We start from the raw sequence: 17,563 nt of genomic DNA, 5'->3' as shown, positions 1-17,563 counted from the left end.
CAAAGTTGACGAAAACGACGCAGCTGAAGGGAATCTCTTTACCGTCGGCAAGCAGGGAACAGGGGGCAGACTTGCGGACGATAAGGCTCAGGCCCGTGGGCCTGAGCAATTAATCGTGCGGTACTTTACCGGAGAAATCGGTTTTACGCGGTCTCTACCGTCGGAAAACTCTTAACCAGTTCGTCCAGGGCCTTGAGCTGGGCCAGGAAAGGTTCGAGCTTGTCCAGGCGCAGGGCGCATGGACCGTCGCATTTGGCGTTGTCCGGGTCCGGGTGGGCTTCCAGGAACAGGCCGGCCAGGGACTGGCTCATGCCGGCCTTGGCCAGGTCGGTGACCTGGGCGCGGCGGCCGCCAGCCGAGTCGGCACGACCGCCGGGCATTTGCAGCGCGTGGGTCACATCGAAGAACACCGGGTATTCGAACTGCTTCATGATGCCGAAGCCGAGCATGTCCACCACCAGGTTGTTGTAGCCGAAGCTCGAACCACGCTCGCAGAGGATCAACTGATCGTTACCCGCTTCCTCGCATTTGCTCAGGATGTGTTTCATTTCCTGGGGCGCAAGGAACTGGGCTTTCTTGATGTTGATCACCGCACCGGTCTTGGCCATCGCGACCACCAGGTCGGTCTGGCGCGACAGGAAGGCCGGCAGCTGAATGATGTCGCAGACCTCGGCGACGACCGCGGCCTGGTGCGGCTCGTGGACGTCGGTGATGATCGGCACGCCGAAGGCTTGCTTGATGTCCTGGAAGATGCGCATGCCCTCTTCCAGGCCAGGACCACGATAAGAGGTCACAGAAGACCGGTTGGCCTTGTCGAAACTGGCCTTGAACACGTAAGGGATACCGAGCTTTTCGGTGACCTTCACGTACTCTTCGCAGACCTGCATGGCCATGTCACGGCTTTCCAGCACGTTCATGCCGCCGAACAGCACCATGGGCTTGTCGTTGGCAATCTCGATGTCGCCGACGCGGATGATCTTCTGTGCCATCGGGGTTACGCCTTCTTCTGGTGTTGAGCCAAAGCCGCCTTGACGAAGCCACTGAACAGCGGATGGCCGTCACGTGGGGTCGAGGTGAACTCAGGGTGGAACTGGCAGGCGACGAACCATGGATGATCCTGCGCCTCGACCACTTCAACCAGCGCGCCATCGCCGGAACGACCGGAAATCTTCAGACCGGCGTCGATCAGCTGCGGCAGCAGGTTGTTGTTCACTTCGTAGCGATGACGGTGACGCTCGACGATCACGTCCTTGGCGTAGCAATCGTGCACCTTGGAGCCAGCTTCGAGCAGGCATTCCTGAGCGCCGAGACGCATGGTGCCGCCCAGGTCGGAGGCTTCGGTACGGGTTTCGACGGCACCGGTGGCATCAGCCCACTCGGTGATCAGGCCGACGACCGGGTGACCGCTGGCGCGATCGAACTCGGTGGAGTTGGCGTCTTTCCAGCCCATGACATTACGAGCGAACTCGATCACGGCCACTTGCATGCCCAGGCAGATACCCAGGTACGGCACTTTGTTTTCGCGAGCGTACTGGACGGCGGTGATCTTGCCTTCCACGCCACGCAGACCGAAGCCGCCTGGCACCAGGATCGCATCGACGCCTTCAAGCAGCGCGGTGCCCTGGTTCTCGATGTCTTCGGAATCGATATAACGCAGGTTGACCTTGGTGCGGTTGGTGATGCCGGCGTGACTCATCGCTTCGATCAGCGACTTGTAGGCGTCCAGCAGCTCCATGTACTTGCCGACCATGGCGATGGTGACTTCGTGCTCGGGGTTGAGCTTGGCGTCGACCACCTTTTCCCACTCGGACAGATCGGCACCGTTGCATTGCAGGCCGAAACGCTCGACGACGAAATCGTCCAGACCCTGGGCGTGCAGCACAGCCGGGATCTTGTAGATGGTGTCGACGTCTTCCAGGGAGATTACCGCGCGCTCTTCAACGTTGGTGAACAGCGCGATCTTGCGACGCGAGGACACATCCACCGGATGGTCGGAGCGGCAGATCAGCACGTCAGGCTGCAGGCCGATGGAACGCAGCTCTTTCACCGAGTGTTGGGTTGGCTTGGTCTTGGTCTCGCCAGCGGTGGCGATGTACGGAACCAGGGTCAGGTGCATCAGCATCGCGCGCTTGGAACCGACTTCGACACGCAGCTGGCGGATGGCCTCGAGGAACGGTTGCGACTCGATGTCGCCCACGGTGCCGCCGATCTCTACCAGGGCCACGTCGGCATCGCCGGCGCCCTTGATGATGCGGCGCTTGATCTCGTCGGTGATGTGCGGAATCACCTGGATGGTGGCGCCCAGATAGTCACCACGGCGCTCTTTGCGCAGCACGTGCTCGTAGACGCGACCGGTGGTGAAGTTGTTGTTCTGGGTCATGGTCGTGCGGATGAACCGCTCGTAGTGGCCCAGGTCGAGGTCGGTCTCGGCGCCGTCGTGGGTGACGAACACTTCACCGTGCTGGAACGGGCTCATGGTGCCCGGGTCGACGTTGATGTACGGGTCCAGCTTGAGCATGGTGACCTTAAGTCCCCGCGCCTCCAGGATGGCCGCCAATGAAGCCGAGGCAATGCCTTTCCCCAATGAAGAAACAACACCGCCCGTGACGAATATGTAGCGCGTCATGAAAAACCCTAGAAGTCTGCGTTAAAGCGGTCCGAGCCGCCGGGGAAAGCGAAGGAAGGCCGAAGCCCCCGATCACCTGCATTAATCACAGTGCACCTTTCAAAAAAACCGCCGCGTTGGGACAGACCGGAAGAGAAAACACCGGTACGTTGCTCGCTACACATTTTTTGGAATCGCCCAGCAAAGACTGCTTGGTAATCGGCAACTCCTGCAATTCAGGCGAATCCACAGAAGTTGTATCAAGAAGGGAGCGTAGTCTACCGGAAAGGGACTTTCAGCTCAAACCTTGATCGCTCGAAGGCGGTTGCCAATGCAATTGCCAACCTTCATGGGCATTTGCGTCAAGACCTGGCAGGTTCGCCACCGCGAGCAATTCTTCGCCTCGATACAGCAGCGGCAATCTGCCACGGACGAAGGCTGGCAGACCTGCCTCGTTGAGCAGGCGCTTGAGGTCGCGGTGGCCGCGTCCTGGCAATTGCATCACCTCGCCCCCCTGACGGTAACGCACTTGCAAAGGTCCTTGCGGCGCGCCACCGATGAGTTGCAGTTGACCATTACCCGGCAACGACAGAGGCGCAGCGGTATCGACCCAACTCGGTGCAGACAGTACCGGTTGCAGCCAGCTATCCGACAACCACCAGACGCGCCCTGCCGCCCGCTGCAACTCGCCCTGCCCCAGCCGCCATACCGGACGGCTGTCGCCCGCGGCATCGCGCAGCGTCTGCCAGCCCGCCCAGTGATCGCTGTCCGGCAGTGGCGTGAAGCGGCTCAGCCAGTGACTCAGGGCATTGCGTTGACGCGCCTGCGACAAGCCGAGCAAAGGCGCCAGCGCCAGGGACGGCAACCTCAGCCATTCGAACTCAACGCCCTTGACCGCCTCTTGCAGATCGATAATGGCCAGCTCATCCAGCAACTCCCGCGTCTCGCGCAAATGCGCCGCGCTACGTGCCATGCTGCTGGCAGCTTGTGGCCAGCGGGCGGTCAGCAACGGGAATACCTGATGGCGCAGGTAATTGCGGGAGAACTGCCGGTCCTGGTTGGAGGGGTCGTCGATCCAGTGCAACTGGTGATCCCGAGCGTAGCGCTCCAGTTCGTCGCGGGAGACGTCGAGCAAAGGCCGCAGCAAATGCCCCTTCCCCAACGCACGCGACGCCGGCATGGCCGACAGCCCCCTGACTCCGGCCCCACGCAGCAGTCGGAACAACAGGGTTTCCGCCTGATCGTCGCGGTGCTGGGCCGTCAGCAGCAACTCATTGCTGCCGGTTATCTCTTCGAACACGGCATAACGCGCTTCCCGCGCCGCGCGCTCGAGACTGGCTCCTGGTTGCACCTGCACCGCCACTACCTGCAACGGCACAGCCAATGCCTCGCACTGGGCCCGGCAATGCTCCGGCCAGGCGTCAGCCGCAGTCTGGAGGCCGTGATGCACGTGTATGGCGGTCAAAGGGGGAAGACTGTGTCGCTGCCTGAGTTGGGCCAGCAGGTGCAGCAGGACGGTGGAATCGAGGCCACCAGAGAATGCGATGCGCCAGGCCGATCGATCCAGCCAGGGCAGGAGGCGTTGCAACAGTTTTTGCGTGAGGGCTGCATCGAATGGGCTCATGAATGGAGCGGATCCTGAGTAGAGACCGAGCGTGCTCGCAGTGCCTGAAAAGCCTCGACCTGAATGGCCGAGGCGCCCATTTCGCGAGCAAGCCCGCCCCTACAAGGAGCGTCGATCTATCAGAGACCGTAGCTCATCAGGCGATCGTAACGACGCGCCAGCAGGGTGTCGTTATCCATCTTCTTGAGCATCGCCAGCTGGGAAGTCAGCTCGGTGCGGATCAGCGCGGCAGCGGCGGCCGGATCACGGTGCGCGCCACCCAGTGGCTCGCCAATGACCTTGTCGACAATGCCCAGGCCTTTCAGGCGCTCGGCGGTGATGCCCATGGCTTCGGCGGCATCCGGCGCTTTCTCGGCGGTTTTCCACAGGATCGAGGCGCAGCCTTCCGGCGAGATCACCGCGTAAGTGGAGTACTGCAGCATATTCAGCTGATCGCAGACACCAATGGCCAGCGCACCGCCAGAACCACCTTCACCGATCACGGTGGCGATGATGGGGGTTTTCAGGCGCGCCATGACCCGCAGGTTCCAGGCAATGGCCTCGCTCTGGTTGCGCTCTTCGGCGTCGATGCCCGGGTAGGCGCCCGGGGTGTCGATGAAGGTCAGGATCGGCATCTTGAAGCGCTCGGCCATTTCCATCAGGCGGCAGGCCTTGCGATAGCCTTCAGGACGCGGCATACCGAAGTTGCGACGGACCTTCTCGCGCACTTCACGGCCTTTCTGGTGACCGATGATCATGACCGGCTGGTCGTCCAGACGGGCAACGCCGCCGACGATCGCAGCGTCGTCGGAGAAGTGGCGATCGCCATGCAGTTCGTCGAACTCGGTGAAGATGTGCTCGATGTAGTCCAGGGTGTACGGACGACGCGGGTGACGCGCCAGGCGTGCGATCTGCCAGCTGGTCAGCTTGCCGAAGATGTCCTCGGTCAGTGTGCTGCTCTTGTCTTGCAGGCGGGAGATCTCATCGCCGATATTCAGCGAATTGTCATTACCGACCAAGCGCAACTCTTCGATCTTGGCTTGCAGGTCGGCGATCGGCTGTTCGAAATCAAGAAAATTCGGGTTCATAGGCGTCCGTCTTGGGTCGACGTCCAAGAGAGCTTGGGCCGGCCGGTTGTCTATTCGCACCCTACCTTAAGGGAGAGGCGCGTTCAGGTCGAGATTAAAAATTCGGGTCGAGATCGGCGCACTTTTATGGCGCCAGACCGTCAACGGTATTGGAGGAAGACGTTGTCTCGCCCGAACTGGTCACGCAGGGCTTGAATCAAGGCATCCGCCGGATCGATCCGCCAGGCTTCGCCGAACTGCAGCAAGGCCTTGGCGTCCTCCTTGGTGTACTCCATGGAGATCGGGCAAGCGCCGCGATGGCGTTTGCACAACTCCCCCAGCCAGCGTAGCTGATCGCCCTTGAGGGCTTCGGTGTGCACCTTCAGGCGCAGGCTTTCCGCCAAATTGGTGCGCGCATCTTCCATGCTCATCACCCGCTTGACCCGCAGGCGCAGGCCGCCGGAGAAGTCGTCGTTGCTGACCTCGCCCTCGACCACCACCATCGCGTCGGTCTGCAGCAGGGACTGGGCCGAATGGAAGGCCTCGGCGAACAGCGAAGCCTCGATCCGCCCCGAACGATCGTCAAGGGTAATGAACCCCATCTTGTCGCCCTTCTTGTTCTTCATGACCCGCAGGGCAATGATCATGCCCGCGACGGTCTGGGTATCGCGCGCCGGCTTCAGGTCGACGATGCGCTGGCGGGCGAAACGGCGGATCTCACCTTCGTATTCGTCGATCGGGTGCCCGGTCAGGTACAGGCCAAGGGTATCTTTCTCCCCTTTCAGGCGCTCCTTGAGGGTCAGTTCCTTGGCCTTGCGATGATTGGCGTAGACGTCCGCATCTTCTTCGACGAAGACCCCGCCGAACAGGTCGGCGTGGCCACTGTCGGCGGTACGCGCGGTCTGCTCGGCCGCCTTGACTGCTTCCTCCAGGGCCGACAACAGCACCGCGCGGTTGCGGTCGATGTTGGCCTGGTAGGCCTTGATTTCGTCGTGGAAGTAGGGCCCCAGGCGGTCCAGGGCACCACTGCGGATCAACGCATCGAGGGTACGCTTGTTGATGCGCTTGAGGTCGACCCGGCTGCAGAAGTCGAACAGATCCTTGAACGGACCACCTTCGGCACGAGCCTCGACGATCGCCTCCACCGGCCCCTCGCCCACGCCCTTGATCGCTCCCAGGCCATAGACGATGCGGCCGTCGTTATTAACGGTGAACTTGAAGTCGGAACTGTTCACATCCGGAGCATCGAGGCGCAGCTTCATGCTGCGCACTTCTTCGATCAGCACCACCACCTTGTCGGTGTTGTGCATATCCGCGGACAGTACCGCGGCCATGAAAGGCGCCGGGTGATGCGTCTTGAGCCACGCAGTCTGGTAGGACACCAGGCCGTAGGCGGCCGAGTGGGACTTGTTGAAACCGTAGCCGGCGAACTTTTCCACCAGGTCGAAGATGTTGCCCGCCAGGTCGGCATCGATATTGTTGTTGGCGCAACCTTCGATGAAGCCGCCGCGTTGCTTGGCCATCTCCTCGGGTTTTTTCTTACCCATGGCACGACGCAGCATGTCGGCCCCGCCAAGGGTGTAGCCCGCCATCACCTGGGCAATCTGCATCACCTGTTCCTGATACAGGATGATGCCGTAGGTCGGCGCCAGTACCGGCCGCAGGCCCTCGTACTGGTAGTCCGGATGCGGATAGGCCAGTTCGGCGCGACCGTGCTTACGGTTGATGAAGTCGTCCACCATGCCCGATTGCAACGGACCAGGACGGAACAGCGCTACCAGTGCGATCAGGTCTTCCAGACAGTCGGGCTTGAGCTTTTTGATCAGCTCTTTCATGCCTCGGGATTCGAGCTGGAACACCGCAGTGGTCTCGGCCTTCTGCAACAGCTCGTAAGTCTTCTTGTCGTCCAGCGGGATGAAGTCGATGTTGACATCGGGCAGGTTCTTTTTGACCTGCTCGCGGTTGATGGTCTCCATCGCCCACTTGATGATGGTCAGGGTCCGCAGGCCGAGGAAGTCGAACTTCACCAGGCCGGCGGCCTCAACGTCGTCCTTGTCGAACTGGGTTACCAGGCCATCACCGGCTTCGTCGCAGTAGATCGGCGAGAAGTCGGTCAGCTTGGTCGGCGCAATAACCACACCACCGGCGTGCTTGCCGACGTTACGCACCACGCCCTCGAGCTTGCGCGCCATTTCCCAGATTTCCGCCGCTTCTTCATCGACCTTGATGAAGTCACGCAGGATTTCTTCCTGTTCGTAGGCTTTTTCCAGGGTCATGCCGACTTCGAAGGGAATCATCTTCGACAAACGATCAGCCAGGCCGTAAGACTTGCCCTGCACCCGCGCCACGTCCCGCACCACCGCCTTGGCGGCCATGGAACCGAAGGTGATGATCTGGCTTACCGCGTTGCGGCCATATTTCTCGGCCACATAGTCGATGACCCGGTCACGACCGTCCATGCAGAAGTCGACGTCGAAGTCGGGCATGGAAACCCGTTCCGGGTTGAGGAAGCGTTCGAACAGCAGGTCGTAGGCCAGCGGGTCGAGGTCGGTGATCTTCTGCACGTAGGCCACCAGGGAACCGGCACCCGACCCCCGGCCGGGACCTACCGGCACACCGTTGCTCTTGGCCCACTGGATAAAGTCCATAACGATCAGGAAGTAACCGGGGAACCCCATCTGGATGATGATATTCAGCTCGAAATTCAGCCGGTCGACATACACCTGGCGCTTGGCTTCATAGTCTTCGGTGGTGTCCTTGGGCAGCAGCACGCTGAGGCGCTCTTCCAGCCCGTCGAACGACACCTTGCGGAAATACTCATCGATGGTCATGCCATCGGGAATCGGATAGTCAGGCAAGAAGTGCTTGCCCAGCTTCACTTCGATATTGCAGCGCTTGGCGATCTCGACCGTATTTTCCAGGGCCTCGGGCAGGTCGCTGAACAGCTCGGCCATTTCCTCGGCGCTTTTCAGGTACTGTTGGTCGCTGTAGTTCTTCGAACGGCGCGGGTCGTCGAGGGCGCGGCCTTCACCGATGCAGACCCGGGTTTCATGGGCCTCGAAGTCTTCGCGCTTGATGAACCGCACATCGTTGGTTGCCACCAGCGGCGCGCCGATCTTGTCCGCCAGGGCCACCGCCGCGTGCAACTGCTCTTCGTCGTTGGGACGGTTGGTACGCTGCACTTCCAGATAGAAACGATCCGGGAACACCGCCATCCACTCGCGCGCCAGGGTTTGCGCTTCTTGCAGGTCACCAGCGAGCAGGGCAATACCGATCTCACCCTCTTTCGCGGCCGAGAGCATGATCAGACCTTCGGCGGCCTCGGCCACCCACTCGCGCTCGATGATGATCTGGCCATTACGCTGGCCATCGATGAAGCCGCGGGAAATCAGCTCGGTCAGGTTGCGATAGCCCACGGCATTCATCACCAGCAGGCTGATGCGGCTCAGTGGATTCTCGGGATCCTTGTTCGACAGCCACAAGTCGGCGCCACAGATCGGCTTGATCCCGGTGCCCATGGCCGCCTTGTAGAACTTGACCAGGGAACACATGTTGTTCTGGTCGGTAACCGCCACGGCGGGCATGCCCATGCCGGCCAACGTCTTGACCAGCGGTTTGATCCGCACCAGACCGTCAACCAGGGAATATTCAGTGTGCAGGCGTAGATGAACGAATGAAGCCGGCATAGTGATCCTGTAATGAGCGCAAAAACAACAAGGCCCGGATTGTACCGGGCCTTCGCTAAAACATCAGCCTCAGGACTGAATCTCGCCCACGTTCTCACGGGCTTCGTAGGCTTGGCGTACCGGCGCGAACGAGCGCCGGTGAATCGGCGTCGGCCCCAGGCGGGCCAGCGCTTCCAGATGAACGGGCGTCGGATAGCCCTTGTGTCCGCCGATGCCATAACCGGGGTAGATCAGCTCGAACGCCGCCATCTCGCGATCCCGGCTGACCTTGGCCAGAATCGACGCCGCGGCGATCGCAGGCACCTTGCTATCGCCCTGGACCACGGCTTCGGCAGGCATCGACAGTTTCGGGCAACGGTTACCGTCGATCATCGCCAGTTTCGGGGTCACGCTCAGCCCTTCTACCGCGCGCTGCATGGCCAGCATGGTGGCATGCAGGATATTCAACTCGTCGATTTCCTCGACTTCGGCGCGGGCAATGCACCAGCTCAGGGCTTTCTCACAAATTTCGTCGTAAAGCTTTTCGCGACGGGCCTCGGTGAGTTTCTTCGAGTCGTTCAGGCCGAGAATCGGCCGACTCGGATCGAGGATGACCGCAGCCGTGACCACCGCGCCGCACAAGGGGCCGCGCCCTACTTCGTCGACACCGGCCACCAGGTCTTCGGCATCGGCCACCAGCGAGAAATCCAGTCCCATCTGCATCTTTTCGTTACTCATGCCGGTTTGCCAATCAGGTTCAACACCGCGTCAGCCGCCTGGTTGGAGGCATCCCGGCGCAAGGTACGATGGATCTCGTCAAACCCGCGGGTCTGCTCCTGGCCGTCTTCGATCAAGGGCGACAGGGTCTGGGCCAGGGCCTCTGCAGTGGCGTCGTCCTGCAGCAGCTCGGGAACCAGCAGGCGCTGGGCCAGCAGGTTCGGCAGGGAAATATAAGGGCTCTTGACCATACGCTTGAGAATCCAGAAGGTCAGCGGCGCCAGGCGATAGGCAACGACCATCGGGCGCTTGTACAGCAGCGCCTCAAGGGTCGCGGTGCCAGAAGCGATCAATACCGCGTCGCAAGCCGCCAGCGCCTGATGCGACTGGCCGTTGAGCAGGGTCAGCGGCAGGTCGCGACCGGCCAGCAGCTCTTCCAACTGCGTGCGTCGCTCGGGGCTCGCGCAAGGCATGACGAAACGCACCCCAGGACGCAAGGCGCGCAGGCGCTGTGCCGCGTCGAGGAACAAGGCTCCCAGGCGCCCGACTTCGCCGCCACGACTGCCCGGCATCAGGGCCACCAGCGGGCCCTCGGGCAAGCCCAGTTCAGCGCGAGCCGCAGCCCGGTCAGCCTCCAGCGGAATGGCGTCAGCCAGGGAGTGCCCGACGAACCGCACCGGCACGCCCTTCTCTTCATAGAATCTGGCTTCGAACGGGAACAGCGTCAGCATCAGGTCGCAACCTTCGCGGATCTTCAGCACGCGTTTTTGCCGCCAGGCCCAGACCGAGGGGCTGACGTAGTGCACGGTCTTGATGCCGGCCTGACGCAACTGGAGTTCGATGTTGAGGTTGAAGTCGGGGGCATCGATGCCGATAAACACGTCCGGCTTCTCGGCGATCAGGGTCTGAACCAGCTTCTTGCGCCGGGCCAGCAGTTCGCGCAAGCGCCCCAGGACTTCCACCAGCCCCATGACCGCCAGGCGCTCCATCGGGAAGTAAGAGGTCAGCCCTTCGGCCTGCATCAGCGGGCCACCGACACCGATGAATTCAACGGCAGGATGCTGGGCCTTGAGCGCGCGCATCAAACCGGCGCCAAGAATGTCGCCGGAAGCTTCGCCAGCCACCAGCGCAATACGCAGTTTGCTCATGATTAACGGGTGATGCCGCGAGTCGAAGACTGGATCGAGTCACGAAATACCGCGACTTCGGGAAATTGTGCAGCAGCTTCTGCCAACTCGACGAGCGCCTGATCGACAGTCAAGCCCTGGCGATACACCACTTTATAGGCTCGACGCAGGGCGTGAATCGCGTCTTCGCTGAAACCACGACGACGCATGCCCTCGAAGTTCATGCTGCGTGCTTCTGCCGGGTTGCCGAACACTGTGACAAAGGCCGGAACATCCTTGCCGATCGCCGTACCCATGCCGGAAAAGCTGTGGGCGCCGATATGGCAGTATTGGTGAACCAGGGTGAAGCCGGACAGGATCGCCCAGTCGTCCACATGCACATGGCCAGCCAACGCCGTATTGTTGACCAGGATGCAATGGTTGCCGATCACGCTGTCGTGACCGATATGGGCGTACGCCATGACCAGGTTGTGATCGCCGAGAGTAGTCTCGGAACGATCCTGGACAGTGCCGCGATGAATGGTCACGCCTTCACGAATGACGTTGTGGTCACCAATCACCAGGCGGGTTTCCTCGCCTTTGTACTTCAGATCGGGAGTGTCTTCGCCTACCGAGGAGAACTGGTAGATACGATTGTGCTTACCGATCCGGGTCGGGCCTTTGAGAACTACATGAGGCCCGATCACCGTACCCTCGCCGATTTCCACACCGGCGCCAACGATCGACCACGGGCCAACCTCAACGTCGTCGGCCAGAATGGCCGTCGGATCGATGATTGCGCGAGGGTCAATCAAACTCATAGTTTGCGTTCCGCACAGATGATTTCAGCGGAGCAGACTGGCTTGCCGTCGACCGAAGCCTGGCATTCGAATTTCCAGATCTGGCGCTTGCAACTGATGAACTTGGCTTCCAGGATCAACTGGTCACCCGGCAGCACCGGCTGGCGGAAGCGCAGCTTGTCGGAACCGACGAAGTAATAGAGGGTGCCATCGGCCGGCTTCACGTCCAGCATCTTGAAACCAAGAATGCCCGCAGCCTGAGCCATGGCTTCGATGATCAGCACGCCCGGCATGATTGGATGCGCGGGGAAGTGACCATTGAAGAAAGGTTCGTTGATGCTGACATTCTTGTAGGCACGAATGCACTTGCCCTCAACATCCAGATCCACTACCCGGTCCACCAACAGGAACGGGTAACGGTGAGGCAGGTATTCGCGAATCTCGTTGATGTCCATCATTTCGGGGGAAGCCTGTAGTAAAGATTGGGAGCGTGCGACTAACGCACACTCCTCTAGCAAATCAAGGAGGCAGTCTAACGGCTGTGCACACTTGATATGGAAATGGTATCAGCCATCTGATGAAGCTTTACCGTCGGGGGTCACTTCCCCAACGCGCTTTTCCAGTTGCCGCAGGCGTCGCGCGAGATCATCGAGCTGACGGATGCGTGCCGCGCTTTTGCGCCACTCGGCAGCAGGCTGCATGGCTGTACCGGAAGAGTAGGCACCCGGCTCGGTAATCGAGTGGGTCACCATGGTCATCCCGGTCAGGAAAACGTTGTCGCAAATATCGATGTGGCCAACCAGCCCGACACCGCCGGCGAGCATGCAGTGCTTACCGATCCGGGTGCTACCGGAAATACCGACACAGGCTGCCATGGCGGTGTGATCACCGACCTGGACGTTATGGGCGATCTGAATCTGGTTATCCAGCTTCACGCCATTACCAATGACGGTATCGGCCAGCGCTCCGCGATCGATAGCGGTATTCACGCCGATCTCGACATCATCGCCAATGGTGACACCGCCAATCTGCGCGATCTTCTGCCAGATGCCCTTCTCGTTGGCGAAACCGAAACCTTCGCCGCCCAGTACCGCACCAGACTGAATGACCACACGCTTGCCGATACGCACATCGTGATAAAGCGTCACGCGCGGAGCCAGCCAGCCGCCCTCGCCGATCTGGCAACGAGCACCGATAAAACAATGAGCACCGATCGTGACACCCGCAGCGATTTGCGCACCGCTCTCGACGACCGCAAACGCGCCAACACTAGCCGTTGCGTCAACCACAGCATCCTCGGCAATGACCGCAGTCGGATGAATACCGACCGGCGCCTTGGGCTTGGGATCGAACAAGTGGGAAATGCGTGCGTACGACAGGTAGGGATCGGCCACGACCAGGGCATCACCGGCATAACCTTCGGCATCCGCCGCCTTCAGCAGCACGGCGCCCGCCTGGCTGTCAGCCAGATACTTACGGTATTGGGGATTTGCCAAAAAGCTCAACTGAGCTGGGCCAGCCTCCTGCAAGGTGGCTAGCCCAGTGATTTCTTTCTCTGCGGAGCCACGCAGGGTGGCTCCGAGGAACTCGGCCAGCTGGCCGAGCTTTATAGTCGCTGTCATGGGTTACTTCAGCTGATTCATGCGCTCGATAACCTGGCGAGTGATGTCGTACTGAGGTTTGACATCAATCACTGCGCCACGCTCGAACACCAGGTCAAAACCACCTTTCTTGATGACTTCTTCCACGGCGCTGTCGAGTTTCGGCTTCAGTTGCTTGAGCATTTCACGATCGGCAACGGCCTTGGCTTCGTTCAGTTCCTTGGACTGGAACTGGAAGTCACGGGCTTTCTGCTTGAATTCGAGCTCCAGACGCTCACGCTCGCCTTGCTGCATCTTGTCGCCACCGGCAACCAGACGATCCTGAATACCCTTGGCACTGCTTTCCAGGGTTTTCAGCTTGTTCAACTGCGGGCCGAACTTCTTCTCAGCATCCACTGCGTATTTCTTCGCAGCATCGGATTCCAGCAGTGCCATCTGATAGTTCAGCACGGCGATTTTCATGTCGGCGAAGGCCGGGCCTGCTACCAGGACAGTCGCCAGGAGAACCAATTGAGTCAACTTACGCACGATGCACTCCTACAAAATCCATTGTCGTTATCTTGGGTCGGACTCTTAGAAAGTCTGACCGAGGGAGAATTGGAACACCTGGGTTTCAGCGTCGTCAGGTTTCTTGATCGGCATCGCCAGAGCGAAACTCAGCGGGCCCAGAGCGGTTACCCATGTCACGCCGACACCCACGGAACTGGCCAGATTGCTCAGGCTGATGTCGTTACACTGTGTATTGGACGGTGTGCCGTTGGTGTTGGTGGTCTTCTCGCACTTGGAGTCGAATACGTTACCCACATCCCAGAACACGGAAGTCCGCAGCGAACGCTGATCCTTGACGAACGGCATCGGGAACAACACCTCGACACCGCCCTGAATCAGCACGTTGCCACCGAATGGCAGCGGATCCTGATCGGGATCACGCGAAGTACCAGAGTTGCCGGTCTCAAGCGCACCACGACTCGGAGTACTGCGAGGACCCAAGGTGCTGTCCTTGAAACCACGAACCGAGTTGAAACCACCAGCATAGTAGTTTTCATAGAACGGCAAGCCGTCGGTCGAACCATAACCGTCGCCATAACCCAGCTCGGTGTGCAGACGCATGGTGTAGGTGTCGGTCAGCGGCTGGAACAACTGGCCGCGGTAGTCGAGCTTGAAGAACGACAGGTCGCTACCTGGGGTGGTGGCTTCCAGCACCAGGCTTTGGGAATGACCACGGGTCGCCAGGACACCTTTGTTCAGGGTCGATTCGGACCAGCCGGCCGAAGCCTTGAAGTTCAGGTAGTTGTCGCCTTCACGGTTCACGAAGTCGAAGATTTCGTCGACGGTATAGCGACCGGTCTTGATCTTGTCTTGTTGCGCGGTCAGGCCGAAGGTCAGACGCGAAGTCTCGCTGATCGGGTAGCCAACGCTTACGCCGGCCCCCAGGCTGTCTACCGCATAGCTCGCCACGTCGACATCGAGGTCGTCGTAGTCAGTGGTGCGATAGAACGCGTTATAACCCAGGCTCACACCATCGGCAGTCCAGTAGGGGTCGACATAACCGAAGTTGTAACGGCTCTGGTATTCGCTGCGAGTCAGGCCGATGCTGACCTTGTTACCGGTACCCAGGAAGTTGTTCTGGGTGATCGAACCACCGAGGATCAGACCGGCGCTCTGGGCGAAACCGACGCTGGCAGTGATCGAACCGGAAGCCTGCTCTTCTACTGCGTAGTTGACGTCTACCTGGTCGTCGACACCTGGCACGGCCGGGGTTTCGACGTTGACTTCCTTGAAGAAGCCCAGACGCTCCAGACGGGTCTTGGACTGGTCGATCAGGTAAGTCGAAGCCCAGCCACCTTCCATCTGACGCATTTCGCGACGCAGCACTTCGTCCTCGGACTTGGTGTTGCCGCGGAAGTTGATGCGGTTCACATAGGCACGCTTGCCCGGATCGACCACGAACGTGATATCGACCGTGTGATCTTCGTCGTGAGGCTGCGGAACACCGTTGACGTTAGCGAAGGTATAACCCTCGTTGCCCAGGCGGCGGGTGATCAGCTCGGAAGTGGTGGTCATCAACTTGCGCGAGAACACCTGGCCCTTCTCGACCAGCAGCAGCGACTTGACCTGGTCTTCAGGCACTTTCAGGTCACCGCTGAGCTTCACGTCACGAACGCTGTACTTCTCGCCTTCGTTGACGTTCACAGTGATGTAGACATGCTTCTTGTCCGGGGTGATCGAAACCTGGGTCGAAGCGATATCCATGTTGATATAGCCACGATCCAGATAATAGGAACGCAGGCGCTCCAGGTCACCGGAGAGTTTTTCACGCGCATACTTGTCGTCGTTCTTGAAGAACGACAGCCAGTTGGTGGTTTTGAGTTCGAACAGTTCGACCAGGTCTTCGTCCGGGAACACGGTGTTGCCCACGACGTTGATGTGCTGGATGGCAGCGACGGTGCCTTCGTTGATGTTGACCTTCAACGCTACACGGTTGCGCGGCTGCGGAACCACTTCGGTATCTACGGTGGCCGAGTAGCGGCCCTGGGCTACATACTGGCGCTGCAGTTCGTTACGCACACCTTCAAGGGTCGCACGCTGGAAGATTTCTCCTTCCGCGAGACCGGATTGCTTGAGGCCTTTCATCAAGTCTTCAGTGGAAATCGCCTTGTTACCTTCGATTTCGATACTGGCGACGGATGGACGCTCGACTACCGTGATGACCAGGACATTGCCATCGCGGCCCAGCTGGATATCTTGAAAGAAGCCGGTTTTGAACAGCGCACGAGTGGATTCCACCAGACGACGATCGTCCGCCTGCTCACCGACGTTCAGCGGCAAGGCCCCAAAGACGCTACCCGCGGAGACCCGCTGGAGGCCGTTGACGCGGATATCGGAGATAGTGAAGGACTCGGCGTGAACTTCGGCGATCATCAATACGGAGAGAACCGCAGTTAGCAGCAGACGTTTCATGAAGTCCTTTCTTATTCCAACTGGCAATAAAGAAACTGCCGCAAAATGCGGCAGATTCGCAATTCAGCGAAGCGTTACAGACGACCCAGATCGTTGACCAGGGCAAGCAACATCACCCCGACCACCAAGCTGATACCGATCTGTATCCCCCAACCTTGCACCCGATCCGACAAGGGACGACCACGCGCCCACTCGATCAGATAAAACAACAGATGCCCCCCATCCAGTACAGGAATGGGCAGCAAGTTCAGAACCCCTAGGCTAATACTCAGATAAGCAAGGAAATTCAAGAAATCAGCAACGCCCGACTGGGCAGAAGCGCCCGCCACTTTAGCAATGGTTATCGGTCCACTCAAGTTTTTTACCGAGAGCTCGCCGAACAACATTTTCTTCAGTGAGTCGAGGGTCAGCACGCTCATGGTCCAAGTACGCCGGGCACCTTCGCCAATCGCAGCCAGCGGGCCATAACTGACCTCGCGAAGCATTTCCGGCGGCCAATCGACTGCCTTCACCCCAGCACCCAGATAACCACTGGCAACTTTCTCTTTACCGCGCGCGGCCAACGTCACCGGGACGTCGATTTGAGCACCATCACGCTCGACGCGCAGCACAATCTTGGTATCAGGACGTACACGCACCCAGTCGACGACCTGCTGCCAATCGGTCAGCGGCTGACCATCCAGCGCCAGCAAACGATCGCCGGTTTTCAGGCCAGCTGCCTGGGCCGGGCCTTTCGGGTCGAGCTCGGCCAGAACGGGGGCGAGCTCCGGACGCCAGGGGCGAATCCCCAGGGAACGAATAGGATCCGGCTCATCGGTCCCCTTGAGCCAATTGTCGAGCACCAGCTCGCGGGGCGAATCGGCAGTCGAACCCTGCTCGCGAACCAACAACTGCAAGGTGCCGCTTTCGCCCAGACGCCGAACCAGCTGCAAGTTGACCGCCGACCACCCCAAGGTGGGTTCGCCATCGATTGCAACAATTTCCTGACCGGAACTCAGGCCGGCCTTGGCGGCAATGCTTCCAGCCTCGACGCTGCCGATGACCGGACGCACCTGCTCGCTACCGAGCATCGCCAGCCCCCAGAAGAACACCAGCGCCAGCAGGAAGTTGGCGACAGGACCGGCGGCAACGATGGCGATACGCTGGCGCACCGACTTGCGATTGAACGACTGATCAAGCTGATCGACAGGCACTTCACCTTCGCGCTCGTCGAGCATCTTTACGTAGCCGCCCAGCGGGATGGCGGCAATCACGAACTCGGTACCCTGCCGGTCATGCCAACGCAGCAGCGGCATGCCGAAGCCCACGGAGAAACGCAGAACCTTGACGCCGCAACGACGCGCCACCCAGAAGTGACCGAATTCATGGAAGGTGACCAGCACACCCAGGGCGATCAGGGTGCCGACAATCATATAGAGCGCGCTCATCTACTTTCTCC

General features: G+C 60.0%; 13 protein-coding genes. All 13 read right to left on the bottom strand.

Annotation, left to right across the window (positions count from 1 at the left end):
- Positions 1-143: 143 nt before the first annotated feature.
- Positions 144-989, bottom strand: a complete 846-nt coding sequence (kdsA, locus tag PMI20_RS09210; RefSeq protein ID WP_007924043.1) for a 3-deoxy-8-phosphooctulonate synthase — start codon at positions 987-989, stop codon at positions 144-146.
- 5 nt (positions 990-994) lie between these two features.
- Entirely contained in the window at positions 995-2,626 is a 1,632-nt protein-coding gene (gene pyrG / locus PMI20_RS09205; RefSeq protein WP_007924045.1) for a CTP synthase, read from the bottom strand.
- A gap of 274 nt (positions 2,627-2,900) precedes the next feature.
- The gene (tilS, locus tag PMI20_RS09200; RefSeq protein WP_007924047.1) at positions 2,901-4,229 is read right to left on the bottom strand and encodes a tRNA lysidine(34) synthetase TilS; all 1,329 of its coding nucleotides are present in this window, start codon (positions 4,227-4,229) and stop codon (positions 2,901-2,903) included.
- A gap of 119 nt (positions 4,230-4,348) precedes the next feature.
- Positions 4,349-5,296, bottom strand: a complete 948-nt coding sequence (locus PMI20_RS09195; protein WP_007924049.1) for an acetyl-CoA carboxylase carboxyltransferase subunit alpha — start codon at positions 5,294-5,296, stop codon at positions 4,349-4,351.
- A 140-nt stretch (positions 5,297-5,436) separates the two neighbouring features.
- Positions 5,437-8,961 carry a DNA polymerase III subunit alpha gene (dnaE, locus tag PMI20_RS09190; RefSeq protein ID WP_007924051.1) on the bottom strand — a complete coding sequence of 1,175 codons (3,525 nt, stop codon included), beginning with the start codon at positions 8,959-8,961 and terminating at the stop codon, positions 5,437-5,439.
- Positions 8,962-9,030: 69 nt separating this feature from the next.
- Entirely contained in the window at positions 9,031-9,663 is a 633-nt protein-coding gene (gene rnhB, locus PMI20_RS09185; RefSeq protein WP_007924054.1) for a ribonuclease HII, read from the bottom strand.
- Between the two features lie 11 nt (positions 9,664-9,674).
- Entirely contained in the window at positions 9,675-10,805 is a 1,131-nt protein-coding gene (gene lpxB, locus PMI20_RS09180; RefSeq protein ID WP_007924055.1) for a lipid-A-disaccharide synthase, read from the bottom strand.
- Between the two features lie 2 nt (positions 10,806-10,807).
- Positions 10,808-11,584, bottom strand: coding sequence for an acyl-ACP--UDP-N-acetylglucosamine O-acyltransferase (lpxA, locus tag PMI20_RS09175; protein WP_007924057.1), 777 nt, complete (start codon positions 11,582-11,584; stop codon positions 10,808-10,810).
- Complete coding sequence (fabZ, locus tag PMI20_RS09170; protein WP_007924058.1) at positions 11,581-12,021, bottom strand: 3-hydroxyacyl-ACP dehydratase FabZ; 441 nt, start codon at positions 12,019-12,021, stop codon at positions 11,581-11,583. The genes lpxA and fabZ overlap by 4 nt, the downstream gene beginning before the upstream one ends.
- 108 nt (positions 12,022-12,129) lie before the next feature.
- Complete coding sequence (gene lpxD, locus PMI20_RS09165) at positions 12,130-13,185, bottom strand: UDP-3-O-(3-hydroxymyristoyl)glucosamine N-acyltransferase (protein WP_007924061.1); 1,056 nt, start codon at positions 13,183-13,185, stop codon at positions 12,130-12,132.
- 3 nt (positions 13,186-13,188) lie between these two features.
- Positions 13,189-13,692, bottom strand: a complete 504-nt coding sequence (locus PMI20_RS09160; protein WP_007924063.1) for an OmpH/Skp family outer membrane protein — start codon at positions 13,690-13,692, stop codon at positions 13,189-13,191.
- A gap of 45 nt (positions 13,693-13,737) precedes the next feature.
- A complete protein-coding gene (gene bamA, locus PMI20_RS09155) occupies positions 13,738-16,125 on the bottom strand; it encodes an outer membrane protein assembly factor BamA (RefSeq protein WP_007924064.1) in 2,388 nt (795 codons plus the stop codon).
- A gap of 74 nt (positions 16,126-16,199) precedes the next feature.
- Positions 16,200-17,552, bottom strand: a complete 1,353-nt coding sequence (gene rseP / locus PMI20_RS09150; RefSeq protein ID WP_007924067.1) for a sigma E protease regulator RseP — start codon at positions 17,550-17,552, stop codon at positions 16,200-16,202.
- Between the last annotated feature and the right edge of the window lie 11 nt (positions 17,553-17,563).

The sequence above is a fragment of the Pseudomonas sp. GM17 genome (genome assembly GCF_000282175.2).
GTDB lineage: Bacteria > Pseudomonadota > Gammaproteobacteria > Pseudomonadales > Pseudomonadaceae > Aquipseudomonas > Aquipseudomonas chlororaphis.
Note: the sequence above shows the minus strand (reverse complement) of the source record. Positions and strands in the feature narration are given on the sequence as shown.